Source organism: Bdellovibrio sp. HCB274, assembly GCF_047306075.1.
Taxonomy (GTDB): domain Bacteria; phylum Bdellovibrionota; class Bdellovibrionia; order Bdellovibrionales; family Bdellovibrionaceae; genus Bdellovibrio.
In genome coordinates, this window is sequence record NZ_CP178623.1 from 1535880 (window position 1) to 1560675 (window position 24796).

The following is a 24796-nucleotide window of genomic DNA, read 5'->3' on the forward strand; positions in this document are numbered from 1 at the left end:
ATAGGACAGCGTTGTTGGCCTCAATCCTCAATTACAACAAGAGGATAGGAGTTTAGCAAAAGGATGATTATGCATCGGGTATTTAGAAGTACGACGGCGGGCGTGTTAGCTTGTTTGAGCGCGCTCATGATTTTTTCAACACTTCTCACGGGTTGTAAATTCCAACCAGGTTGGGGTTACAACAAAGGCTATGCTCCAGAGCAGCCGATTGCGTTTGATCACCAGCTGCATGCGGGAACAAACAAAATTCAGTGTCAATACTGCCACAACCAGGTGGAAAGATCCAAACACTCGAATATTCCAGCACTTTCAACGTGCATGAACTGTCACTTGCAAGTAGCGACAGACAAACCGGAAATTCAAAAACTTCGTGATGCATACGACAGCGGCGGCTCGGTTGAGTGGGTACGCGTTCACATGCTTCCTGATTTCGTACACTTTAATCACAACGCACACATCGCTAAGGGCGTGAACTGTCAAACATGTCACGGTCCAATCGAAACGATGAAGCGTGTGGAGCAATTCTCTGACCTTTCCATGGGCTGGTGTGTGAACTGTCACCGTCAACCAGAGAACAAAGCTCCTCTTAACTGCTCAACTTGTCACTACTAAGGGTTTCGGAAGGTATTATGTCTGAAATGCATACTGATAATGAATTAGAGATGAAAAAAGCGTTGCGCCCGAAAATCGTGCGTGACACTAAATTCTGGGAAACTATCGAGGAAAAAATCGGTGGTACTGAATTCCAGGAAAGAGCAGAGACTGAATTCAAATCCTCTCCGCTTCGTGAAAGCGATGGCGAAGACGGTTGGGCACGTCGTGAGTTCCTGAAATTGATGGGTGCCTCTTTGGCTATGGCGACAGCGTCTTGCGTACGTCGTCCGGTGCAAAAGATCGTTCCATACAATAAAATGCCTGAAGAGGTAACTCTTGGTCAGGCGAATTACTATTCTTCTGCTTACTTCGACGGTAGCGATGCGATGGGCTTGCTTATCAAAACTCGCGAAGGTCGTCCGATTCACATCGAATCAAATCCTGCACATCCGTTCACCCAAGGCGGCTTGAGCGCGCGCTCCCAAGCGACGTTGATGTCCCTTTATGATCCGGAAAGACTGCAAGGTCCTAAACGCAATCTTTTCAATGAAAAGAAATCCAACTCTCAAATCATCGATGTGAAATGGGAAGATCTGGATAAAAAAGTTGTCGAGCAATTGGCTAAAGGTGGCGTGGCTATCCTTTCAGGTCCAATCGCTTCTCCATCCACTCGCGCCGTGATCTCTGACTTTGCTCAGGGTTTCAAAGCGAAAACTGTGGTTTGGGATGCCTTCGCTCACGAAGAGATCCGTGACGGTCAAAAAGCCGCTTACGGTGACGATGTTGTGCCTCAGTACTGGTTCGACAAAGCTAAGATGATCGTGTCTATCGACGCGGACTTCCTGGGTACTTGGTTGAATACGACTGCATACACGCATCAGTTCACTCAGGGTCGTAAAGACATCAAGAACATGAGCCGTATGGTTTCTTTCGATTCCAACTACTCATTGACGGGTGCGAACTCTGATATCCGTTTCAAAATCAAGCCTTCCCAGCAGTTAGATGTTGTGATGGGTCTTCTTCACGAAATCATCGTGACGAAAGGTCTTTCATCATACGCTGGTAACGGCAATGTAAAATCCGCATTGGCTCCATTTGCAGACACTGCAAAAAAATTGGGTATCGATGCTGCGATGTTTGCAAAAGTGGCTTCTGATCTTTGGGCAAACAAAGGTGAATCATTGGTTGTTGCCGGTGGTATCACGACTTTGACTGACAAAGCGACTGAGCTTCAAGTAGCAGTGAACATGTTGAACTCCGTTTTGGAAAATGACGGTAAAACTGTTGATGCGAAATCTGGTAACACAGCTTTGACGGCGTCTTACGCTGACATGGCTCAGTTAATCCAGGACATGAAAGACGGCAAAGTTCAAACGTTGATCATGCACAAAGTAAACCCTGGTTATTCTTTGCCATCAGCAATGGGTTTTGCTGAAGCGGTTAAGAAAGTTAAAATGGTTATCTACACAGGTGACCGTGTTGACGAAACAGGTGTGTTCGCTGATTACATCACTCCAGACAACCACGCGTTGGAATCCTGGAATGATCTGGAAATTGGTAAAGGTGTTGTCTCCATCTGCCAACCAGCAATCCGTCCTATGTACGACACTCGTTCGTTCCAGTTGTCTTTGATGACTTGGGCGTTCATGGCGAAACAAGGTCCATCACGTCTTCGTGATTACGAAACATTCTATGACTACTTGAGAGTTTACTGGAAATCAGACATCCACCCGAAATACGGTAAAGGCGCAGGCTTTGAAGATTTCTGGTTGGAAGCTCTGCAAAAAGGTTACGTGGGCGAATTGTCCCGTGGCTTTGGTTCACGCTCTTTCAAAGTGGATGCATTCACTTCGATCAAGCCAGCAGCTGCTAAAGAAGGTATGGAACTTGTTCTTTACCCTAAAGTGGCGATCATGGACGGTTCTCTTGCCAACGTAGGTTGGTTGCAAGAGCTTCCAGATCCAGTGACGAAGCTGACTTGGGACAACTACGTGATGATCTCTATCGGTATGGCTGAAAAGAACGGTTTGAAAACAGGTTCTATGATCACTCTTAAAGTGGGTGACAAGTCTGTCGATCTTCCAGTTTACATCCAACCGGGTCTGCATGACGAAGTTATGGCTGCTGCTGTTGGTTACGGACGCACTCGCGCTGGTAAAGTTGCGAATGGCGTTGGTAAAAACATGAACGAGTTCGTAGCTGTTGATAAAGCAGGCAAAGTGATTTTCTCCGGTCAAACGGCGACATTCACAAAACTTGGTAAAAAATATGATCTAGCGGGTACTTCTGGAAACTTCTCTATGGAAGGCCGTCAAATCGCTGCTGAAGCGTCTTTGAAGGACTACTCTAAAGATAAATCCGCTGGCATCCACAGACACAACACTTGGAACATCTGGTCTGGTCACCAGTACTCTGGTCACAAATGGGGTATGGCTGTTGATCTTCACACTTGCACAGGCTGTTCTGCCTGCGTAATCGCGTGTCAGTCTGAAAACAACATCTCTGTTGTTGGTAAGAAGTACGTTCTTGAAGGCCGTATCATGCACTGGTTGCGTATCGACCGTTACTACCAAGGCGACATCGCAAATGCTGAAGCGATCTTCCAACCGGTAATGTGCCAACACTGTGACAACGCTCCTTGCGAAACAGTATGTCCGGTTATTGCTACGGCTCACTCAGATGAAGGTCTGAATGACATGGTTTACAACCGTTGCGTGGGTACTCGTTACTGCGCGAATAACTGCCCGTACAAAGTACGTCGTTTCAACTGGTTCAACTACGCGAAGCTGATCGAAAAACCAATGCACATGGCTTTGAATCCATCTGTTGGTGTTCGTGTTCGCGGGGTGATGGAAAAATGTACGTTCTGCGTGCAAAGAATCCAGGATGGGAAAACTCAAGCTCGTAATGAAAAGCGTCAGTTGAAAGACGGCGATATCAAAACAGCTTGTCAAACTTCCTGCCCAACAGGCGGTATCGTGTTTGGTGACTTGAATGATCCAAACAGTGAAGTGGCAAAAATCTGGAAAGCAGAAGAGAAAGAGCGTGGTTATGCATTGCTTGAAGAATGGCATGCTAAACCATCTGTTCGCTACCTTTCCAAAATCCGTAACAATGATAAAGAATCAACTGGTGGCCACGATGGTCACGGTACTGCAAAACAAGGTGAGCACTCATGATTAAGCGCAGCCCATTAGTCCTTGGCAATAAGTCTTTGAAAGATGTCAGTGATGATATCTGTGCTCCATTGGAAAGATTCCCATCCAAAGGTTGGGTAGGAATGTTCCTTGGAGCAAAAACTTTGCTTCTATTTTACATCGTGATCCTTGCCTGTGTGGTGGGTATCGGTATCGGTTTGCTGGGTGTAACTCATCCGGTATTCTGGGGTACGATGATCGTTACATTCGTATTCTGGATCGGTATCGGTCACGCCGGTACACTGATCTCTGCGGTACTTTTCCTGTTCCGCCAAAAGTGGAGAACATCGGTAGCCCGTACTGCTGAGGCCATGACGGTTTTCGCCGTTATGACAGCAGGTCTGTTCCCGTTGCTGCATACAGGTCGTCCTTGGTTGGATTACTGGTTGTTCCCGTATCCGAATCAACGTGGTCCATTGTGGGTTAACTTCCGTTCACCACTTCTTTGGGACGTTTTCGCCGTATCTACATACGCGACGGTTTCCATGGTATTCTGGTACATCGGTTTGGTTCCTGACTTTGCAACTATCAAAGACCGTGCGAAAAACAAATTGCGTAAAACTGTTTACGGCGCGCTTTCTTTGGGTTGGAGAGGGACTGCGAAAAACTGGTCGCACTACGAAATGTTGTACTTGTTGCTAGCGGGTCTTTCGACTCCACTGGTTCTTTCCGTACATACGATCGTATCCTTCGACTTCGCGGTTTCCAACTTGCCAGGCTGGCATACGACGATCTTCCCTCCATACTTCGTTGCCGGTGCGATCTTCTCCGGTTTCGCGATGGTTGTGACGTTGATGACTTTGGTGCGTATCGGTTTCCCTGAATTCAAAAACTACGTAACTCTGGACCATATGGAAGTGATGAATAAGATCATCATGACCACTGGTATGCTGGTTGGTTACGCGTATGCGTCTGAGTTCTTTATCGCTTGGTACTCTGGTAACCCATACGAGCGTTTTGCATTCGTGAATCGTGCTTTCGGTCCTTATGCTTGGTCATACTGGATCATGGTTTCGTGTAACGTATTGTCTCCGCAGGTATTCTGGTTCAAACGTTTCCGTCGTTCTATCCCTGTGATGTTCGTGGTTTCAATCTTCGTTAACATCGGTATGTGGTTCGAGCGTTTCGTGATCACGGTTACTTCTCTTCACCGCGACTTCTTGCCGGCGAACTGGGGTATGTACCAATGGTCATGGTGGGATACGGGCGTACTTGTTGGTTCGTTCGGTATGTTCCTGACACTGTTCTTGTTGTACTTGCGCTTGTTCCCAGCGGTTTCTATCGCAGAGGTTAAGCCTGTTCTACACGTTGGTTATGACACTGAAGGAGGGCACCACTAATGGCTGCTCAATATACTAAAGGTATTGCTGGCATCTTTTTGGATGAGGCAAAAATCTTGAAGGCTGCAACCAAGATGCGTGAATCTGGTTCCAATAAGTTTGAAGCAATCTCTGCATACCCAATTCACGGTATGGAAGAAGCATGCGGCATCAAACGTTCCTGGATTCCGTATGTAACTTTCGTTGCAGGTTGCGTGGGTCTGGCTGCTGGTTTGGGTCTGACTTACTGGACATCAGCGGTGAACTGGGCCGTGAATATCGGTGGTAAACCGTTCTTCTCGTTGCCAGCATTCGTACCTATCATGTTCGAATTGACTATCTTGTTCGCGGCTCTTTCATCTGTAGGCGCTTTGTTCTATGCGTGCAAAATGCCTCGCATCGATCCGCCGATCATTGATCCGGATTTGAGCTGCCATAAGTTTGCGATTTTTGTTCCACACAACGATTCCATCTATGACGAAACCAAGCTTACGAACATGTTCAAAGAGCTGGGCGCAGTTGAAGTGAAGAAGACGGAGTACTAGAGATGAGAAGCCTCGTAAAAGTAACAATGGGTGTAGCAGCAGCAGGTTTGGCAGCGTTCGCGCTGACAAGCTGTGGTCCTCGCGGCAACAAACCAAACGTCGAAATTATTCAGGATATGATGGAGTCTCCGGCGATCAAAGCTCAGGAGTACGACGAAACATCTCCTCATCACTCTGGCATGCGCGTTCCTCCAGAAGGAACGGTTCCACAGGGTTTCGAACCATACCGTTATGCAACGGATCTTGAAGGTGCTATCAAGAACCTTAAAAATCCACTTGCAGGCAAAATGGATGAAGAGACTTTGTTGGTAGGTCAAAAATACTATGAAACTAACTGTGCAGTTTGCCACGGTTATAAAGGCGAAGGCGGCGAGGCTGCGAAGTCCGTTGTTTCCGCGAAAATGGCTTTGAAGCCACCTCCAATGTTGAGCGATAAAGTGAAAGGCTGGCCGGATGCTCACCTTTACCACGTGATTACAGTGGGACAGGGTGTGATGGGTCCTTACGCATCTCACATTCCGCAAAAATATCGTTGGCAGGTTGTTAACTACATTCGCTTCCTAGAGAAGCGTGATGGTAAATAGGATTACGTATGGGTGAACATAAACACGTAGATCTACATTTGGGTAAATTTGAAGCGCCACAAAAGCTTAAAACTTTGAGCTTTGTTTTGATGGCGATCGGTCTGATCACTTTCGCAGTGGGTTTGCTAAAAAACCAGGACCGTTTGTGGACTTCTTACCTTGTTTCTTTCTTCTTCTTCTCTTGCATGGGCTTGAGCGGACTTTTCTGGGTAGCGATCAACAACACTGCGAAAGCGGGTTGGTCAGTTTCTATCCGTCGTTTCGCTGAAGCGACGACTTCTTTCATTCCGTACATCCTGGTGTTCGGTTTGATCATGTTGTTCGGCTTTAAGAATCTGTTCATCTGGGCAGATCCTAAAGTTCTTGCTGAAAGCCCTGTGATCGCAGCTAAAACAGCTTACCTGAATCCGACGTTCTTCGTGATTCGTTTGCTGATCTTCGTTGTGGGTTGCATGATTTTCAAATGGGTTATGGTTGGTAACTCCTTGAAGCAGGATCAGTCTGGTGACGACAATCTGACTCACAAAAACGTGGGCCCGGCAGTCGGCTTTATCTGCTTCTTCGCTTTGGCGTTCTCATTCTTCTCTGTGGATTTGATCATGTCGTTGTTGCCAACTTGGTACTCGACGATCTTCGGGATCTATTGCTTCTCTGGTATGTTCCAGGCGGGCATGGCGTTCCTTGCGATCGTGATCGTGTTCATGAGACGTTCCGGCCTTGTAAAAGGTTACGTAACTGTTGAGCACCAGCATGACGTTGTGAAGTACCTAAAAGGTTTCTCCATCTTCTGGGCTTACATTGCGTTCTCTCAGTTCATGCTTATGTGGTATGCGAATATCCCAGAGGAAACTGAATACTACATCATGAGATCTTTGGATGGTTGGATGCCGATTTCTGTAGGTCTTTTGATCTTCCGTTTTGTGGTTCCATTCCTGGCTTTGCTTCCTCGTGATGCGAAAAGAAACGACATGAACGTATTGTTGATCTCCACATTGGTATTGGTAATGCAATACGTGGACATCTACTGGATGGTTTATCCAAACTTTAACCACGGTCACGTAGTGTTTGGCTTCTGGGAAATTGGTATCTTTGCTGGTTTCGCGGGATTGTTCCTTCACTGCATTATGGGCTTCTGGACGAAGCACAATCTGGTGCCAATCAAAGATCCTCGTATGCACGAGGCTTTGAATCACCACGTTGCTTACTAGGTCCTGCTGTTAACGCTGGACTCTTAACAAAAGCCACCCCAAGGGTGGCTTTTGTCGTTTCATGCATTATAGTATCTGAACCGTTTCTTTAAACGGTTCGTTGGTTGGAGAGTTTCATGAAGTATTTAATCGGAACTTTGATTGTTATTGCTGCTGTGGCTGCCTGTGACTGGAAGTATGATTCTTTGGAAGCGACCAAAGAGATCAAAGCTGCAAAGGCTGAAATGGCATTCCTGAATCATCTGCAGGAACCTCAATCCGCGACCGTATATTCTTTGGATCCGGCCCAAAAAGGTTCTGGGGCCACTGATTTTCATGGCTATAAAATTTTGGGCGAAATTAAACTCCAACCCGAAGACGTGACCGAAGCCGCTCTGGAATTCAAAGACGCTGCAGAATCCTTCAAGGACGGACTTGCCTTGCCGGGCTGTTTTAATCCGCGTTACGGGATTCGCGTCGTAAAGGGTGGCAAGACTTTTGATTATGCCCTTAGCTACGAGTGCAATCACCTGCGTGGTTATGATGGAAGTAAAACATATGATTTTGATGCTGCCGGAAACCCGCGCGTGCTGAAGGATCTGTTTAAGAATGCCAACATTCCTCAGTCCGAGCCGCCAGCCGCAGCAGTAACTCCAGCGGCCACTGCTGAAGAAACAAAATAAGGGCGCTTTAGTATTTAGCGCACCTTTTGCATTTTTCCACTCTGGGAATCGCAAGGTTGATCGACTCTGGTTTAGTCTGTTGAAATTTAAGCAACAGAGGAATCAAGATGAAATCACCCCATGCTATCACCAGAGTGTTAAGCTTGTTGTTATTCCTGGGCAGCCTGCATGCGATGGCCTCTGATGCCGACAATCGACAAATTCGTGCTAACTATCAAAAGCTGCAAATCTATGAGCAGCTGACCAGCGGAACTTTTTCTCTGCCATTGCCTTTGCCAGATGATCCATCTCAACCTCCGGGATCGGGCTCGCCTCCGCCGCGTCCCCCAGCTAAACCGCCATATTGCAATCCGCGAGATCCTGAAACGGCCCGCTGTGTGCGTGCAGTGTGTGATCAAATGCAAAGTCATGAATGCAACTCGGATCGTAAAATCAAGGATGTGGCCTGCCAATGTGATGGCGTAAACGGGGAATGCGTGACCCTGGTTTGCAATCAAATGGATCGCTTTGCTTGTGATGAAAAGCGGGAACTTTTTAATGTCACCAGACTTTGTTATGACGTGCCGGATGCAAGATGCATCACCAGAATTTGTTCGCAGCTGGGTCGGTTTGAGTGTGATGACATTGATGATTTAAGACGGGTGACTGAATTATGCCGTTAAAAAAAGCGCTATTAATTGCTTCTCTATTTGGCCCAATTGTCGCTTTGCAATCGCAGGCGCAGGCGCAGATTCAAAGTTCCAGTAACTATGGATCTGACGTGAATGATTTTGAAGAGCACAATCCCCCGATGCTGGACCCAACGCAAAAAACACCATTGGATTTTCAACCGACGGCTGAAACCGATGCTGAAAAAGCTCAGGCCGAAGCTGACGCGAAGGCTGACGCCGAACTGCTTTATAAGCCGGAGCCAGGAACCAAGGCGAAAAAATCCAAGGGCGAACTCGTGCTGGCGCCTATTCCAAATTATAATCCGTCCCAGGGATGGGGTTTGGCCCTGATGGGGCAAAAGATCTTTGCGACCTCAAAAGATGTGAAACCTTCGATGGCTGTGGGGGCGGTTTTTGGAACTCAAAAGAAAAGTTACGGCGCCATGGCAGGCTACATCGGGCGTATGAATGAGGATCGCTGGCGCTTAAATATCTTTGGTGGAGCCGCAAAGATAAACTCGGACTTCTATGGAACTGGAAAAGATGCCGGAACCCGGGATCAGTATGTTCTGATGGAACAGGACGTGGGGTTTGCGAGTGCCCAGGTGTTACCAAGATGGGCCGAGGGATTCTTTCTGGGTGTGACCTTGGGATATAACAAGATGACAACATCCTTTGACCTGGATCAATTGCCCGTTGAAGTTCCGAACAGAACAATCACTGATGAAAACTGGCTGCCTGGATTTAAGGGACAATACGACAGTCGTAACAACAGCTTTTATCCAACTGAGGGAATTTACACCAATTTTCAGGGGCAGTTTTTCGATAAAAACTTTGGCGGAGATCACACCTTTCAACGCTATAAAGTCAGTTACAACCAATACTTCACCGTTTTTTCGCAAGATGTGATTGCAGTTCGTGCGGCCACGGAAGCCAATGTCGGTGACGTGCCTTTTTATAACATGGCGGTCTTTGGGCAGGGGCAGGACATGCGGGGATATAAAGCGGGGCAATACCGCGACAATATCCTGTGGGCGACTCAAGCCGAGTATCGCCATCGTTTCGCCAAGCACTGGGGATATGTTCTTTTTGGTGGAGTCGGGGACGTTATCGGAAAAATCTCAGAATTTACTTTAACTGATTTGCTATGGGCGGGCGGAGCGGGCATCCGTTATCGTTTGGGGCGTGAAAATCCGGTCGATTTCCGAGTCGATATTGCATATGGCGATGATCTGGTTGGCTACTTTTCCGTGAATCAGGCGTTTTAGTTTTAAAAAATAAAGCGCCCTTGAGGGCGCCTTATTAGTTTAAGTTAAAGTACTTCTTTAAAAGCTACGAGTGTTTGAACTAGGTGTTGGACTTTGCTGGTTCTGCTGATTTTGTTGTTGCTGCTGCTGTTGCTGTTGTTGCATAGCCCGGTCATTCGATGAAGGCAGGCGGTTTGTCGTAGTTGGGTCCGTCGTGGTTGAAGGACGACCTGTTGAAAACGGAGCCTGCGATGTTGAAGTCGAAGGACTGGTACTTGGATTTTGGCTGTTAGGGTTTTGAACTGTCGTGCTGGTTGGGCCGGTCACTGTCGTTTGCTGTGGTCCAGGATTAGGTGCTGTGTTTGAACCAGTTCCAACTCCAGAACTTCCGACCGCGGCCCCAGCGCCAGCTGAAAATACCAGAACCCCTAGGGTGATTATTGCTTTTTTCATGGAATCCTCCCTTTGGTTAATGCATCCCTAGGATCGGTGATTTTAAGGTCCGTGGGGGAGCCAGAACTGGCAAAACCTGCCAAATAACACGTTGTGGCATGATGGATTTGAGACCGGCTTCCGGCGAGAACACTTGACCCTGTAAGCCCCGGGGATTACTAATAATGTGATGCAAAATTTCGCTCTGAAATCTTCACTTATCTCACTTAAAAATAGCTCGTTCACGAGCACGCAATCATAATGTCACAAATTACAATTATTCTGCCGGATAACTCGACGAAGGTTTTTGACCATGAACCGACAGCGCTGGAAGTGGCGCAGTCTATTGGCCCACGTTTGGCTAAAGAAACTCTTGGTGCAAAACTTAATGGTTCAACTGAAATTTCTGATCTTCGCACTGTTTTGAAAGATCAAACCAAAGTGGCGCTTGTCACCACCAAATCTCCTGAATCAGTTGAAGTGGTTCGTCACTCCTGCGCGCATATCATGGCCCAGGCAATTCAGGATATCTGGCCTGAAGTTAAAGTGACGATCGGTCCTGTGATCGACAATGGTTTTTACTATGACTTCGATTCACCATTTGCTTTCACTGAAGAGCATTTTGAAAAAATCGAAAAGAAGATGACCGAGATCGTTTCCAAAGATCTTGCGATTCACCGCGAAGACTGGCCCATCGCAAAAGCGATCGAAACATTCAAAGGAATGGGCGAGCGCTTTAAGGTTGAGTTGATTGAAGACCTTGCGAAAAAAGGCGAAACAGTTGTTGGTATCTACTTCAATGGTACAAACTGGTTTGACCTTTGCCGTGGTCCACACATTCAATCCACAGGTCAGATCAAGGCCTTCAAATTGTTGTCCGTAGCGGGCGCATACTGGAGAGGCGACGAGAAAAACGCGCAACTTCAACGTGTGTACGCGACCGCGTTCAACGACAAGAAAGATCTGGATCTTTACCTTCACAATATCGAGGAAGCGAAAAAACGCGACCATCGTAAATTGGGTAAAGAGCTTGGCATGTTCTATTTCAACGAACTGGCTCCAGGTTCTCCGTTCTTCACTGGTAAAGGCGCAACGGTTTACAACTCTTTGCAGACTTACCTTCGTGAATTGTATTTCGAGACGGGTTACCAGGAAGTGATCACGCCGCAAATTTTCGACGTGAACCTGTTCCATACTTCCGGTCACTATCAGAACTACAAAGAAAACATGTTCTTCACGAAAGTGGACGAGCGTGATTTTGCTTCAAAACCAATGAACTGTCCTTCTCACTGTTTGCTTTATAACTCTGAGAAATACTCTTACCGTGATCTGCCAATTAAAATGGCGGACTTCGGTCGTTTGCACCGCTATGAGAAATCAGGCGCTATGCACGGGTTGACTCGTGTTCGTACGTTCTGTCAGGACGATGCGCACATCTTCTGCCGTATGGATCAGTTGCAGGCGGAAATCGCCAAGTTCATGAATTTGCTAAACCGTGTTTACGACAAGCTGGGTATGAGCAATTACAAGATCTTCCTTTCCACTCGTCCAGACAACCGTATGGGCAGTGAAGAGTACTGGGATATGGCAGAGGGTGCATTGGCAGAGGCTTTGAAGTCTTTGAATTTGCCGTTTGAACTAAATCCTGGCGATGGTGCCTTCTATGGTCCAAAACTGGATATCATGTTCGTCGATGCTTTGAATCGTCCTTGGCAGTTGGGCACACTTCAGGTGGATCCGAACTTGCCGCAGGCATTCGATTTGAAATACACGGGCGAAGACAACAAGGAACACCGTCCAGTGATGCTTCACCGTGCGATCCTGGGTTCATTGGAGCGCTTTATCGGCGTTTACCTTGAGCATACAGCAGGTCACTTGCCACCTTGGATGATGCCGGTGCAGGTTGCAATCCTGAATGTTACGGACCGTGTGAACACGTTCTGTGAAGAGTTGCAGAACTCTTTGCGCGAGAACAAAGTTCGCGTCGAGTTTGATCGCCGTAACGAAAAATTGAATTATAAAATCCGTGAGGCCCAGCTTCAAAAAATTCCTTACATGATTATTGTCGGGGACAAAGAGGCGGAAAGCCGTACGGTTTCATTGCGTTTGAGAGACGGTTCAGAACACAAAGGTCTGACTGTGGATCAGGTAATGACATTGATTACGACAGATATTAACACAAGAAGTTTGCAGAGCTCACTTGCGAAATCTGCAACGACAAACTAGTCGTCACACTTAAGTGGCGCTGGTAATTTAACTAAACCCCGGAGGTTTACCATTAGCAAGTTTTCAGGAAATTTTGGAGGCGGCGGTGGCGGTCGTTTTGATCGCAACAAGAAAGACTCTAAAGACTCTTTGAGAGTGAATCGTGAGATTCGTGCTCAACAAATTCGTGTTATCGACGATGAAGGTAACATGTTGGGCGTTATGACTGTTCCAGAGGCGTTACGTATTGCTGAAGATCGTGGCCTGGATCTTCTTGAGATCGCTCCAACAGCGACTCCTCCTACTTGTAAAATCATGGATTACGGCAAGTGGAAGTACGAGAAAAAGAAACAAGCAACTGCAGCCCGTAAAAAGCAGACAGTTGTGACGATCAAAGAGGTGCAAATGCGCCCTCGTACAGATCAGCATGACTTTGAAACCAAGATGAACCACGCTCGTCGCTTCTTACTTGAAGGCGATAAAGTGAAAGTTTCCTTGCGCTTCATGGGTCGTGAATTGGCCCATCAGGAAGTCGGTATGGACGTGATCAAGAAAGCGATCGCTTTCGTTGATGACCTTGCCATGGTTGAATCCCAGCCAAAAATGGAAGGTAAGCAAATGTTCCTGATGCTTGCTCCGGATCCTTTGAAAATCAAAGAATACGAAAAAGCTCATCCGAACAAATCTAAACAGGACACTAAAGCACTCGACGAACTTAAAGAAGTCGAAGAGAACGACGAAGACTAAAAAGTTCGCCATAAAAGGTACGGACTTACTTCGTTTGCAAAAGAAAAGGCAGCCACCCGGCTGCCTTTTTTATTTTTTGATTCTAATTCTTGCGCTGCAGAACCGATCGGTTTTTCAGTGCGTCGAATGAAGTGCAGCTCCCGTGATATGCGCAATCATTTATTATTCTAGTTTGGAAAGAACCAGCAGCGCGGGCGTGCGCCGATTTTGTGAACAGGAGAATAGCAGGATCCCTGTTTGTAATCAGTATCACTCATGCGGGAGTTTTCACTGACTTTGCAGAGCATGCCTTGAAAGTAAGTGTCCATGCGGCACTGCGGGTAGGGATATCCTTCTTCGTGAAAGTTTTCAGTAACTTCGTAAGTCGCTGGAGTATCATAATTTGGTTTGTCGTAAGTTGCCATGATGGCCGAATGCATTTGAGTGAGTTGTTCGCCGCCAACGGAAGCGCGTTGGCAAATTAGCTGGTCTTTTAAATTTGAGAACTGAGCCTGACAGGCTGCTTTCGCAACCGGATGCACTTTTAATTTCTTAAGTGCAGTTGCATTGTCGTCGGCAGCCAGATAACGGCGCATACATTTTAGCGTGGCATAATAATCGGCTGCACCCTCGGTGGCACCCCAAGAGTTTCTGCCGCCATACTTTGGACCGCCGCCCAGGTGGTGACCCATCTCGTGGCAAACAGCCAAAGCAAAACCTTCAATGCCCATAGATGGAAAGCGCGCGACGCCTCCGTAAATAGTGATCACACGATTTTTCCCGGATTTCGTTGCATTCGCATTTACGGTTCCGTCATCCCAATAGCGGTTCACAGTCAGACGGTCGCCCATAGATTCAATTTCGGGACGGTAGATAGACTCAATACGGTCCAAAACCTGATTGAATTGCGCTTTGCTAATACCACCAGCAGCGAAAACATTCGCTGGGATATAAAGATCATTCTCGGGTACAAGCCCCGCGCAACCATGCTCTGGATGAGTGGACTGATAGGCAAGGCCTAAAGCTGTGATCAAAGAAACGGCTGCAATTCCGCAAAGAACAAAGGACTTTTTCATACCCCAGCACTGTGCGAAGACCATTCCACCTCTAGGGCATCCCTACGTGTTTATAGGGTGATCCCCCTGGTAAGCCCCTAGCCAAGAATGAAAAAACTTCCCAGAGGTACGCCGTACCTTTTGGGCGTGCGCTGCGAAACTGTTACTAGGAGCGTTTGTATTTGCCGTCTTGGGATTTAATAAATCCAAGCGCCGAAAGCTCTGTAATAAGAAGCCCTGGGTCGGGATAGATTTCTGCAAGTAAGTCTTTTAGTTCTGGTGGAGTATAAGACTTGTTAGCAGCAAGATTCTCGGAAACGCGAGCAAGAACCCACTCGCGCTTCATTTTTTGAGAGGGAATTTTAGTTAACTTTCCGTACTTAAAAAAAGACTTCAAGACCTTGTCTTTATATTGCTCTTCGACCTTGTCCTGTTCTTTGAGCTTAACTCCGGCCTCAAGGACCAAGTCTTTCAAAGTCATTTCCGCAAAATCGGAGACGGCAGAATAAATCGTGTAGTACTGATCTTTCTTAGAGGAAACCAAGCCCGCTTCCACCAGTTTTTTCAAATGAAAAGACACGGTGGAGGGGGCAAGCTTCAGACGCTCTGAGATCACTTCAATATAGGCATCTCTTTCAAGCAAAAGCCGAAAGATATTGATGCGTGATTCATCCGAGAGTGCTTTAAGTAAAACCAAACTTTTCATTTATTGTGCTTTTGCCCCGTTTAGGTGTCTGCGAACGCTATCTAAGAATGAAATCTGAATCTTGCAGATTTCGATGTCTTTTTCGATATCATGCTTCACATTTAGAACCAGCTTTTGCGTAAAATCCAGTTCCATACGCTCAATAAGATCCTGCATCGCAAGATATGCGTGCTGCTCTTTTGGCTGATCGGCAAACTGCTGAAAAACGGGGAGATCAGCTCCCTCGGCCGCAGCCTGCGCATATCGATCCGCCATTGTTAAATAGATTTCCGACAAACCATTGATAACGTGCTTCTCGACGTGTGTGTCGATTTTTCCTCTGTAAGAAGAGGTCATATCTTTCTGAGTCTTAGTGATATGATTTTTAAATACTTCCTTGTTAAACATAACAACCTCTTTGTGATTCGATATCTATCGAAATGGAAAAGACTTGTCAATAGCAATAATTCGATGCATATCGAAATGGATTAGGAGGGCGGATGAAAGCATTCTTGGGGATGTTTTTTGTGCTAATTGCAGGATCCACGGGGTTAGGGCAAGTTATTGATCAGGCATTTTTACCAGTTCAAGAATGGGCACAGCCGAAGTCGGCAATCATGGGCGGCATCTCAGATTGTGAAAGCATCCCATCGTATTATGGTCAGTACCTGCAATATGTCGAGGCCTTGTCGAAAGTGGTGCGTGTAATATATTTCACAAATTCAAAATGCGAAGCCTATATTAAAAGTCAGATCGACACGTCCAATATCCAATTCGTGGAGTATCCATTAAATTCAATTTGGATTCGCGATTATGCGCCGATTTGGCTGCAGAATAAAAGTACTGGTTCCTTTGTTCTGGCAAATTTTCCGTATGGCGCAAACTATTTTGGAAAACAAGAGCAAGATGATCAGTTTTCCTCTTTTTTAGCAAAGTCATTGCAGGCACAACTGGTCTTGGATTTCCCAAGAAAACAGCCGCATTTATTTTTTGATGGAGGTAATTTGCTGATTGATGAAGACCATAACTGTTATACAGCCTTGAGAGTAGGGGATGGGTTTTCAGAGGATATCCGCGTAGAACTTCTTCGAAATATCAATTGTAAGGATGTTGTACTCATGAATCAAATTCCGGAAGAGCGTACAGGTCACGTGGATACCTTCATGAAGCTGCTTCCCGGGAAGCGTGCACTTTTGGCGCGATACTCATCATCACCTTTCAAAGAAGCGATGAAGAAAAACAAAAAGATACTTTTAGAGCGTGGTTTTCAAATTATCGAGATTGATCACATTGATCAGAAAGGTCTCACTCATTGGAGCTATTTGAATTCGGTTATCGTGGGGCAGAACATTTTTGTACCTCAATACGGATTTCCAGCCGATAGGGCCGTGGTCGCCACTTTGCAGAAATTGGGCTTCATCGTTCATCCCATCCAGGCTGGGAGTATAATGAAAGAACGGGGCTCTCTTCACTGCATTACGAACTTTATTTACTAAACGACTAGGTAACAGTTTCCTTTTTTAAATAGCGCCGCAGTACAAAAAGGAAACTGTTACCTCTTCAGGAGTTTCAAAATCTGCTTCGCTGCTCTTTCACCGGATTTCATCGCGCCATGAACAGTGCCTTGATCGGCCCCTGTCATCGTTCCTTCGCCGGCGAAAGCGATGCGTTTGCTGTGGATTTTTCGCAAAAGACCGTTCTCGCGGCCCACCTGTAAACCCAGGTATGAATACGCTCCAAGACTTAACGGATCTTTACTCCAGTTGTGAGTGAAATGACCGACATATTCTTTCCGTAAGAAGCTCTGTGTTTTTCCAAAAAGTTTGCCCAGAGTTTTAAGTGCCACGGCAACTCGCTCTTCCTCGGTCCACGACGCCATCTCATACGCTTTCGGACCGCCTTGCCAGGAATTTATAAATGGAGTTCGCTGCGGCATCTGAGTCCACCAGGTCGGAAAGTAATATTCGTCACTGGTATGATAAAAGCCGATGGGTTTTTCAGAAGTCGATTCCCAAAAACGAGATTTAAATTCAAAGCTGATTCGCTGCACATGACCCATGTGAATACTTGAAAGCGCTTTTTCCAAGTCTGGCAATGGGGGAGTGAAGGTAAGTTTGCTTTTTAAAACTCCGATAGGTGCCGTGACCACCACGTACCGTGCCTGATGCTGATAGCGCTTTCCGGATTTTTTGGAAAGAACAGTAATCTTGCCAGAGTCCCATTGAATTTCCTCAACGACGTGTTTGTGCAGAATCTGATTCTTTTTTATTCCTGCATCTTTATATAAGGCCTGCATCAAGGAGGAGTATCCCTCTCCGGGGCGAAACTGACTGTCAGAGTTCAGCTCACGGGGAGGTTCGGCTTCCACTTGAGCAAGCCCGCGCTCGCCCATCAAGGTCAAATCTGCTGCTTGAAAACCTTCAATGTAAGAGCGAAAAAGCCCGCGGTCTTTGCTGGGAATTTGTTTAAAGCGCGCTTGCATGAAATCCAGAATATTGCGGTCCTGCTCCAGTTTTGGATTAAGCAATCCATTTATTCTGTGCAGTCGTTCCCAAAAATCAGGGAGTTCGCGAAAGTGATCTTTGTCCCAAAACAGTCGGCGATCACAGACATCAATGAATGACTGACGATGCTTAAGCAGCAGATCAAGAATTATCGGTTCCGCACCGTGAATGAATTCAGCTCCCAGTTCGACAGGCAAGGGTTTGTGAGGAGCAGAAACCGCGCGACCACCGATATTGTTGCGGCCTTCAAGAATCAGAAAATCTATTTTCTTTTGTTGCAACAGGCGCGCACAAGCAAGGCCCGAGGCTCCTGCGCCAATGATGATGACCTGATTCATAAAACGGGCCTCCATGGACAGTTTGTCGTTCTATGTGTTTTAAGTCGCAGAAAATTTTAAGCTTTCAATGAAATACAAAGTGTGAGAGTATTGATTCATCTGGCGCTTGATGTTCATCGCGCTCGTTTGGGATATTAAAGTCTCCCTCTGTGAAATCTACAGCAACGACTTGCATAAAATTAAACGAAGGAACCGCAGGGTTTCTATAAGAGGTTGAGTTATGACAACTACAACGGCTTGGATTGTTTTGCTTATTGCAGGAATTTTGGAATTTATTTGGGCGTCGGGCCTTAAGTATTCCGAAGGATTTACGAAGCTAGTGCCGTCCATTTTTACGCTGGTGACGATGGGGATTAGTTTTTATCTGCTGTCCTTGGCGATGAGAGTTTTACCTGTCGGTGTGTCTTACACTGTGTGGACGGGGATCGGTGCAGTAGGTGCAGTTGTGATGGGAACTTTGATCTTCAAAGAACCATTGTCCTTGATGAAGTTGTTCTTTTTAGGAATGATTATCGCGGGAATTCTTGGCCTTAAGTTCGTAGAGTAAACGCTTTTTCGCGAAAAAAATGGAAAATAGAAGTGGGTCACGTCATTCTTAGGGAATGCGATTAGCTTCTATTGTCCTGTTGTCAGCACTGTTTATTTCCATTGCGTATTCCGGAGCGACGCCCGCTAAAGGGCGGGGTCTGGCAAGTGTCGGTCTGTCGACGCCGTCTTGCTTGTTTGCGCAAAAAATGGAAGTACACGGCCATCGCGGAATGAATGGATATCCGGATAATACAATGACGTCCTTTAAGGCCGCGTTTGATGCGGGAGTGGATGTTGTGGAGCTTGATTTGCAAGTCACCCGGGACAATCACATTCTGACAGCGCACGATGCGGTTCCGAATGTGGCAAATGAGCGCTGTGGTTTGAATGGAAAGTCGCTACAAAAAGTAGCGATCAGAGATTTGGATCATGACGTTGCTCAAAATATCCTGTGCGGTATTAAAAGCTTCGATGAAGCGACACTAGCTCCAATGCCGGAACTAAAAGAAGTTTTCGCGACGTTTAAGGATCGCAAGACATCTCACGGTAAACCCGTGCGTTTAAATATCGAGATTAAGTTCTTCCAGGATCAGTTGCAGTACTATCCGGCGATGAACGATTACCTGGATTTGATTATCAAAGACATTCGCGAAAGCGGGTGGTCGAATGACCGCTTCTTTGTTCAGTCTTTTAATCACGAAATCTTAAAGGCATTGAAAGTTAAAGCTCCAGATATCGAAGTGGTTCCCTTGGTAGGCGATGCACGAAACGCCCTAAAGGCAGCAATCGACTTGGGAGCGAAAACAGTGACCCCAGGCTTCTGGCAGGTCAATCCAACGTTAATTTACGAACTGCACAAGCAAAACATCAAAGCCATCGTCTGGACACCAAATCAACCCGCTGAAATCCAGCAGGTGATCGAATCCGGCGCCGACGGCATCATCACAGACTACCCAGAAGTCTTCCAAAAAATCCGCGACGAACTTTGCTCACTTTAAATAATAACTCTAGCCATTAAGCTTCATCGTGCCGCGCTCGTTAAAGCTTTGATGCCATGAGAAAGCACGCTCGATGATGTGCGGGGTGTGACCGCCACGGGCTAATGCTTCTTTATGATATGCTTTTAGCTGATCGCGGTACTCAGGGTGACAGCAGTTCTCAATCACTCGCAACGCACGTTCGCGGGGAGCGAGACCTCGTAAATCCGCCAATCCCTGATCAGTTACCAAAATATCCACATCATGTTCATTGCTGTCGACGTGGGTGACCATCGGTACCACATGAGAGATTGAATTATTTTTGGAAGCCGACTGAGTCACAAAGATACTTAAATAAGAATTACGCGCAAAGTCCCCAGAGCCGCCAATCCCATTCATCATCTTGGTGCCACCGATGTGCGTGCTATTCACGTTTCCGTACAAATCAAACTCAATGGCTGTATTAATGGCGATGACCCCCAAACGGCGGATTACCTCGGGGGAGTTGCTGATCTTCTCCGGTCGCAGAAGAACTTTACCGCGGTAGGCATCAAGATTAGCAAAAAATCTTTCATAGCACTCGGCCGTGACCGCAAAGGAACTTGCCGAGGCAAACTGCATTTTTCCGGAATCAATTAAATCAAAAGTGCTGTCTTGCAAAACCTCTGAATACATCTGCAGGTTTTCAAAGTTGCCTTTTTGAAAGCCGCTGAATACCGCATTCGCAATATTGCCAATCCCAGTTTGCAGGGGAGGAAGCTGTGAGGTCAGGCGGCCTTTACGAACCTCTTGATTGAAAAAATCCATCAGGTGATCCGAGATTGCTTGGGTTTTTTCGTCCACAGCGCTTAAATCAACCGGGCTGTCTTTAATCGTGGAAACCACCACCGCAATAATCTTTTCCGGATCAATAGGCATGGTTTCAGTGCCAATTCGAGTGGACGGCTCGACCACGGGAATGATTTGGCGATACGGGGAAAGACCAGTTGCAAAGATGTCGTGGAAGCCCTGAATTTCCAATGGAATGGTGGCGTTTACCTCTAAGATCACCTGCTTCGCGTGACGTGCATAAGTCAGATTATTTCCAACGGAAGTTGTTGGCAGAATAGAACCATCACTATAAATGGCCGCCACCTCGATCACGGCAATATCAATCGGCGGTAAAAAGCCATAAGCCAGTAGCTCTGCGGTTTCCCCCAGATGTTGATCGGTGAACATGACTTCGCCAGCGTTGATTTTCTTTCTTAAAGTGGCATCAGCCTGAAAAGGCATGCGCCGAGCGAGTGCGCCAGCCTCTGCCAGTTTGCCATCCAGATTGTGTCCCAGCGAAGCGCCGGTCATCAGACTGATTTTTAAAGGATGATTCTTCGCACGCTCCGCCAAGGCCGATAAAGTCGCTTTCGCATCGCCAGCCTTGGTGAAGCCGCTGGCCCCCACGACCATTCCGTCCTTGATAAGTTCCGCCGCTTGCTCGGCAGTGATAATTTTCTTACGGAATTTTTCGGCGATACGATCGTGGTGCATAATTTCCCCTGGCTATTTACGCCAATGTGCGGTCAGCCACTTCCATACTTCAGGTCGGCGATCCCCGATGTCGAAATGATTTCCGTCAAATTCGACATAGTCCCGGGGCACACCATTTTCACTCAGTAAAGTAGATATCTGTCGGGCACCATACTGCAAATGAAAGTTGTCCTTGGTGCCAACATCCAAATAAATTCCCTTTAAGGTACGAAGGGCATCCAGACGTTTTGGCAAAAAGTGGATAGGATCTTTTTCAAGCCACATATCCCAAATTTCAACGATTTTTTTTCCCGTGCGTGGATCCAGCGGATAATGAAAATCACCTGAGGAGCCTTTCGGTGAATAACACGCTGACATACCAAAAGCGTTTAGTAATGAATGCCAATTGCGAAACTTGGTAAGCTTCCCATTGCGCAATTCTTCAAGCACTCGCAAGCCCGATTGACCATACTTTTCCCAAACGGGAAGTGCCTGATAAAGATCGTTCATGCTGCTTGCATCGAAAAAAGAATCCGGCGCAATGGCAGCACACAATCCAAATGTCTTTGGATACTTGCTGGCTAACTGCAAAGCCCCATAGCCACCGCTGGAGCCACCCATCACACACCAGTCTTCCGGATTTTTTGAAACCGGGTAGTGTGAAAGGGCCGGCACGATTTCAGTCATAATATAATCTTCGTAATTGCCAACTGCCGAAGAATTCAAAAACTGTGATCCGCCCCAAGTGCTGAGTGCATCCACGAAAATGTATAACGCCTCGGGAGCTTCCCCGCGAGTGCAGGCCTGGTCAATAATCTGAATGGTGTTCTGTTCATTAAATTTGGGATTGAAGTAAAAAGGTGCATTACCACTAAAGCCACCCAGGACCATAATGACAGGCCAAGGTCCCTCCGCTTTTGGTAAAAGCAGAGGGTTAAAGCGCGCCGTCGCGTCTTTCAGTGGATTGTCTTTTAAGCACTGACTTTGAATTCGCAAAGTCTCAATTTGAAAGCAGTGAACTTCATAAGCACGGAAATTTGTAAGCGTCTCAAAATGTTTCATATTGAGAATGGTAGCAGGTCAGTATTAGGGATTCCTAGTCAAATGCAGAGCCCCAAAAAGTTCGACAAAAAACCGACAAATCCCACTGTGGGAAGGCATCGTTATGATCTGGGAATAAAGCCCAAAAACCTCTGATTTCCCTTACAAAAACTCGTGAATTTACCGAAAATATAAGGGAGTGGGAGCCCACATGAATTTTCAAATTATAGGCCTTCTTTTAGGGGCCATTTATTTTTGTACGTCATTGCCTGCGAGCGCAGCTTTGGGCGATCAGGTCGTCACAACGTCTGCTTCCTCCGATTCAAGATCCGCACAATCCAAAAAGACCACATCCGTTGGTTCCACTTACACAATCAGTGACACTCAAACGGTGGATATTAAAATCCGTCAGTTCATAAACTCCCAAGGCCGCGTGTTTGCTATTGCCTGGAAGGGCACGGATTTGCCAGCCTTGGAAGAACTGCTTGGTACCTATTTGCCAGAGTACAAAAGCAAAATTGCAGAACGTGGCAGAGTCTTTGGTCGAAAATCCCTGAAAATCAAAACAGATAATATCGTGGTCGAAGGCTCCAGTCGTCAGACGGATCAACGTGGTCGCGCGTATATTCCTGCAAGTTTACCCGCGGGCTTTGATCTGAAGGAAATTAGTTTCAATGAATAATTTCAAAACGTTTTTAATTCTATTCAGTGGACTAATTCTTGGAGCAACTCAGGTGAGTTGTTCTCCTGGTAGTGGAGACACTCGCTCTCTGGCGGCGTCAGTGAAGTTTCCGACGACTCTGTCGGGTGATAATGTGATTCCATTGTCCGTCGGTGCTTGTGGAGTGCATGGTTATCAAAACGAACCTTGTATCAGTGTCACTATTTGCAGACCTAATACCACTCAATGCCAAACCATTGATAACATCCTGGTGGATACAGGAAGTTACGGTCTAAAAATTTTCAGATCCCTTTTAACTATCTCTTTGGATCAAATTCCGGCTCCCAATGATTCCGCTCAAGGGCTGGCAAGTTGCACAGGTTACCTGGATGGTTCTGGTCACTGGGGGCAGGTGGTAAAAGCAGATGTTAAGCTTGGAAATAAAAAAACCACCACTTCGGGTGGTATTCCAATTGTGACTTTGGATGGAACTTATTCTCAGTACACCAAGTGTGGCAGTAAGCCGGATAAGTCGCCAGCCGATGCGGGCTTTAATGGCATCATCGGAGTAGGTTCTTTCGTTGAGGATTGCAGTGTCGGGTATGGCTTGGGAGTCAATGGCTGTGTCGCCGCGCCCACAAAAAAATACTGGAGCTGCACGAGCACCACTTGCACTCAAACCAATGTTCCATTAGCCAGTCAGATAGCCAATCCAGTCGCGAAAATGCCAGCGGGATATAACAACGGCATCGTCATTAAGTTACCGGATGTTCCTATTTCCGGGGCCGGCGCAGCTTACGGGTACATGATCTTGGGAATTGGTACCTCGGGAGATGTGAACAATGCTGGCACAGGCCTTACCGTATTCCCCCAATCCTATGATGCAACCTTTGTTACGCGTTATAAAAACGTGGATTATGAGTACGCCTTTATCGATAGCGGAACTAACTTCAATGGGTTCCCAAGAATTAATGGATTCCCGGCATTGTGTTCCAGTGGCTCTGACTTCTATTGTCCGGTCTCTTTAGAAAATGTGACAGCAACTATGAAATCGGGCTCGGTCACTAAGGATATCACGTTTGAGGTGGGGAATATGATCACCTTGGCCTCGGCTGACCCTTACAGCATGGTTTATCGGAATATTGCCTTTGATAGTACGGATCTTCAGAACGTGGCCGGCGACATCCCATTTGACTGGGGATTGCCATTTTTCTTAGGAAGATCGGTCTATGTCGGAATTTATGGGACCACGGCCACAATTAATAACGGAACCACAGTCTCAGGGCCTTTCTGGGCCTTCTAAGTGCCTAAAATAACTAATAAATCCAAAGGGCGCCCAGGCGTCCTTTTTTCGTTTTACGGGCCTGTTAAAATGCTTGCATTTCCACAGTATTCGACCTAAAACCATGAGTCCGTATTTATGACTGACTAGGGCACAACTAAGAGTCTTCCCCATCGGGAGGAACGCCTTATCGGAGACAAGGTAATACTATGAAAATGCGCACACACTCAGGCGCTAAAAAACGCATGAAGTTGACTGCTTCAGGCAAAGTTAAGAAAAAAAGCACTCGCATGCGTCACTTGAACTCTCACATGAGCTCAAAAACAAAAAGACAACTTGGTAAAACATCTTACGTAGAAGACGCGAACTTGCTTCAAGCACGTCGCTGCCTAGTATTCTAATTGGTTTTTTAGTTTAAATTAAATTTTCTCTCTTACGCCGTAACAATTAGGCAGTAGAGATCTAAACAGAGGTTCAAAATGGCTCGTGTAAAATCTGGTAAAACAAATCGTGCTCGTCACAAAAAAGTTCTTAAAAGAGCAAAAGGTTACTACAGCGCTGGTTCTCGCGCATACATCCACGCGGTAGAAAAAAATGACCGTGGTATGGCTTTCGCTTACCGCGATCGTAAAGTTAAAAAACGCAACTTCCGCACTTTGTGGAACCAACGTATCAATGCAGCAGCTCGCGCGAACGGTACTACGTACTCTCGTTTGATCGGTGGCTTGATTAAAGCTGGCATCCAAGTTGACCGTAAAGTTTTGGCTAACTTGGCGATTACAGACGCAGCGGGCTTCACAGCTCTTTGCAAACACGCTTTGGCGTAAGCCGCAAGCTCATAAGGAGCAACGGC

The 24796-nt window shown here is 46.5% G+C and carries 25 protein-coding genes; 18 read left to right on the forward strand and 7 right to left on the reverse strand.

The window, feature by feature from the left end; translation table 11 throughout:
* Nucleotides 1–126 precede the first annotated feature (126 nt).
* From ACLWNV_RS07500 to ACLWNV_RS07540, 9 genes are all read left to right on the forward strand, one after another.
* Nucleotides 127–612: a cytochrome c3 family protein gene (locus tag ACLWNV_RS07500; protein WP_413587310.1), complete on the forward strand. Its 486-nt coding sequence runs from the start codon at nt 127–129 to the stop codon at nt 610–612.
* A gap of 17 nt (nt 613–629) precedes the next feature.
* Entirely contained in the window at nt 630–3773 is a 3144-nt protein-coding gene (locus ACLWNV_RS07505) for a 4Fe-4S dicluster domain-containing protein (RefSeq protein ID WP_413587311.1), read from the forward strand.
* Complete coding sequence (gene nrfD, locus ACLWNV_RS07510) at nt 3770–5131, forward strand: NrfD/PsrC family molybdoenzyme membrane anchor subunit (protein WP_413587312.1); 1362 nt, start codon at nt 3770–3772, stop codon at nt 5129–5131. The genes ACLWNV_RS07505 and nrfD overlap by 4 nt, the downstream gene beginning before the upstream one ends.
* The gene (locus ACLWNV_RS07515) at nt 5131–5655 is read left to right on the forward strand and encodes a DUF3341 domain-containing protein (protein WP_413587313.1); all 525 of its coding nucleotides are present in this window, start codon (nt 5131–5133) and stop codon (nt 5653–5655) included. Before nrfD ends, ACLWNV_RS07515 begins: the two co-directional genes overlap by 1 nt.
* 2 nt (nt 5656–5657) lie before the next feature.
* Nucleotides 5658–6239: a c-type cytochrome gene (locus ACLWNV_RS07520; RefSeq protein WP_413587314.1), complete on the forward strand. Its 582-nt coding sequence runs from the start codon at nt 5658–5660 to the stop codon at nt 6237–6239.
* An 8-nt stretch (nt 6240–6247) separates the two neighbouring features.
* Nucleotides 6248–7447: a molybdopterin oxidoreductase gene (locus tag ACLWNV_RS07525; RefSeq protein ID WP_413587315.1), complete on the forward strand. Its 1200-nt coding sequence runs from the start codon at nt 6248–6250 to the stop codon at nt 7445–7447.
* Nucleotides 7448–7563: 116 nt separating this feature from the next.
* The gene (locus ACLWNV_RS07530; RefSeq protein ID WP_413587316.1) at nt 7564–8109 is read left to right on the forward strand and encodes a hypothetical protein; all 546 of its coding nucleotides are present in this window, start codon (nt 7564–7566) and stop codon (nt 8107–8109) included.
* A gap of 107 nt (nt 8110–8216) precedes the next feature.
* Nucleotides 8217–8771 (forward strand): hypothetical protein, encoded by a 555-nt coding sequence (locus ACLWNV_RS07535; protein WP_413587317.1) that lies wholly within the window; start codon nt 8217–8219, stop codon nt 8769–8771.
* Nucleotides 8762–10027, forward strand: coding sequence for a BamA/TamA family outer membrane protein (locus ACLWNV_RS07540; RefSeq protein WP_413587318.1), 1266 nt, complete (start codon nt 8762–8764; stop codon nt 10025–10027). The genes ACLWNV_RS07535 and ACLWNV_RS07540 overlap by 10 nt, the downstream gene beginning before the upstream one ends.
* A gap of 57 nt (nt 10028–10084) precedes the next feature.
* On the opposite strand, the gene ACLWNV_RS07545 is transcribed toward ACLWNV_RS07540, so the two are convergent.
* Nucleotides 10085–10459, reverse strand: coding sequence for a hypothetical protein (locus ACLWNV_RS07545; protein ID WP_413587319.1), 375 nt, complete (start codon nt 10457–10459; stop codon nt 10085–10087).
* Nucleotides 10460–10699: 240 nt separating this feature from the next.
* Here ACLWNV_RS07545 and thrS point away from each other — a divergent pair, with 240 nt between their 5' ends.
* Together thrS and infC are read left to right on the forward strand one after the other, a co-directional pair.
* Nucleotides 10700–12664, forward strand: coding sequence for a threonine--tRNA ligase (thrS, locus tag ACLWNV_RS07550; protein ID WP_413587320.1), 1965 nt, complete (start codon nt 10700–10702; stop codon nt 12662–12664).
* Nucleotides 12665–12799: 135 nt separating this feature from the next.
* Nucleotides 12800–13390 carry a translation initiation factor IF-3 gene (infC, locus tag ACLWNV_RS07555; RefSeq protein WP_413587321.1) on the forward strand — a complete coding sequence of 197 codons (591 nt, stop codon included), beginning with the start codon at nt 12800–12802 and terminating at the stop codon, nt 13388–13390.
* A 167-nt stretch (nt 13391–13557) separates the two neighbouring features.
* On the opposite strand, the gene ACLWNV_RS07560 is transcribed toward infC, so the two are convergent.
* From ACLWNV_RS07560 to ACLWNV_RS07570, 3 genes are all read right to left on the reverse strand, one after another.
* The gene (locus ACLWNV_RS07560) at nt 13558–14445 is read right to left on the reverse strand and encodes a hypothetical protein (protein WP_413587322.1); all 888 of its coding nucleotides are present in this window, start codon (nt 14443–14445) and stop codon (nt 13558–13560) included.
* Nucleotides 14446–14590: 145 nt separating this feature from the next.
* Nucleotides 14591–15130, reverse strand: a complete 540-nt coding sequence (locus tag ACLWNV_RS07565; RefSeq protein ID WP_413587323.1) for a metalloregulator ArsR/SmtB family transcription factor — start codon at nt 15128–15130, stop codon at nt 14591–14593.
* Nucleotides 15131–15517, reverse strand: coding sequence for a hypothetical protein (locus tag ACLWNV_RS07570; protein WP_413587324.1), 387 nt, complete (start codon nt 15515–15517; stop codon nt 15131–15133).
* 92 nt (nt 15518–15609) lie between these two features.
* Here ACLWNV_RS07570 and ACLWNV_RS07575 point away from each other — a divergent pair, with 92 nt between their 5' ends.
* Nucleotides 15610–16605, forward strand: a complete 996-nt coding sequence (locus ACLWNV_RS07575) for an agmatine deiminase family protein (protein WP_413587325.1) — start codon at nt 15610–15612, stop codon at nt 16603–16605.
* A gap of 56 nt (nt 16606–16661) precedes the next feature.
* On the opposite strand, the gene ACLWNV_RS07580 is transcribed toward ACLWNV_RS07575, so the two are convergent.
* A complete protein-coding gene (locus ACLWNV_RS07580) occupies nt 16662–17951 on the reverse strand; it encodes a flavin monoamine oxidase family protein (protein ID WP_413587326.1) in 1290 nt (429 codons plus the stop codon).
* Between the two features lie 220 nt (nt 17952–18171).
* On the opposite strand from ACLWNV_RS07580, the gene ACLWNV_RS07585 reads away from it, so the two are divergent.
* Both ACLWNV_RS07585 and ACLWNV_RS07590 read left to right on the forward strand, forming a co-directional pair.
* On the forward strand, nt 18172–18498 hold the full coding sequence (locus ACLWNV_RS07585) for a DMT family transporter (RefSeq protein ID WP_413587327.1): 327 nt from the start codon (nt 18172–18174) through the stop codon (nt 18496–18498).
* A gap of 55 nt (nt 18499–18553) precedes the next feature.
* The gene (locus ACLWNV_RS07590; protein ID WP_413587328.1) at nt 18554–19477 is read left to right on the forward strand and encodes a glycerophosphodiester phosphodiesterase family protein; all 924 of its coding nucleotides are present in this window, start codon (nt 18554–18556) and stop codon (nt 19475–19477) included.
* A gap of 9 nt (nt 19478–19486) precedes the next feature.
* Here the strand turns inward: ACLWNV_RS07590 and ACLWNV_RS07595 are convergent, their stop codons facing one another.
* Together ACLWNV_RS07595 and ACLWNV_RS07600 are read right to left on the reverse strand one after the other, a co-directional pair.
* Nucleotides 19487–20980: an acetyl-CoA hydrolase/transferase family protein gene (locus ACLWNV_RS07595; protein ID WP_413587329.1), complete on the reverse strand. Its 1494-nt coding sequence runs from the start codon at nt 20978–20980 to the stop codon at nt 19487–19489.
* 12 nt (nt 20981–20992) lie between these two features.
* A complete protein-coding gene (locus ACLWNV_RS07600; RefSeq protein ID WP_413587330.1) occupies nt 20993–22021 on the reverse strand; it encodes an alpha/beta hydrolase in 1029 nt (342 codons plus the stop codon).
* Between the two features lie 190 nt (nt 22022–22211).
* Between ACLWNV_RS07600 and ACLWNV_RS07605 the strand changes: the two genes are divergently transcribed.
* From ACLWNV_RS07605 to rplT, 4 genes are all read left to right on the forward strand, one after another.
* On the forward strand, nt 22212–22682 hold the full coding sequence (locus tag ACLWNV_RS07605; RefSeq protein WP_413587331.1) for a DUF2844 domain-containing protein: 471 nt from the start codon (nt 22212–22214) through the stop codon (nt 22680–22682).
* On the forward strand, nt 22675–23964 hold the full coding sequence (locus ACLWNV_RS07610) for a DUF3443 family protein (RefSeq protein WP_413587332.1): 1290 nt from the start codon (nt 22675–22677) through the stop codon (nt 23962–23964). The genes ACLWNV_RS07605 and ACLWNV_RS07610 overlap by 8 nt, the downstream gene beginning before the upstream one ends.
* 188 nt (nt 23965–24152) lie before the next feature.
* Nucleotides 24153–24344 (forward strand): 50S ribosomal protein L35, encoded by a 192-nt coding sequence (gene rpmI, locus ACLWNV_RS07615; protein ID WP_413578386.1) that lies wholly within the window; start codon nt 24153–24155, stop codon nt 24342–24344.
* 78 nt (nt 24345–24422) lie between these two features.
* Entirely contained in the window at nt 24423–24770 is a 348-nt protein-coding gene (gene rplT, locus ACLWNV_RS07620; protein WP_413294259.1) for a 50S ribosomal protein L20, read from the forward strand.
* The last annotated feature ends 26 nt before the right edge of the window (nt 24771–24796 follow it).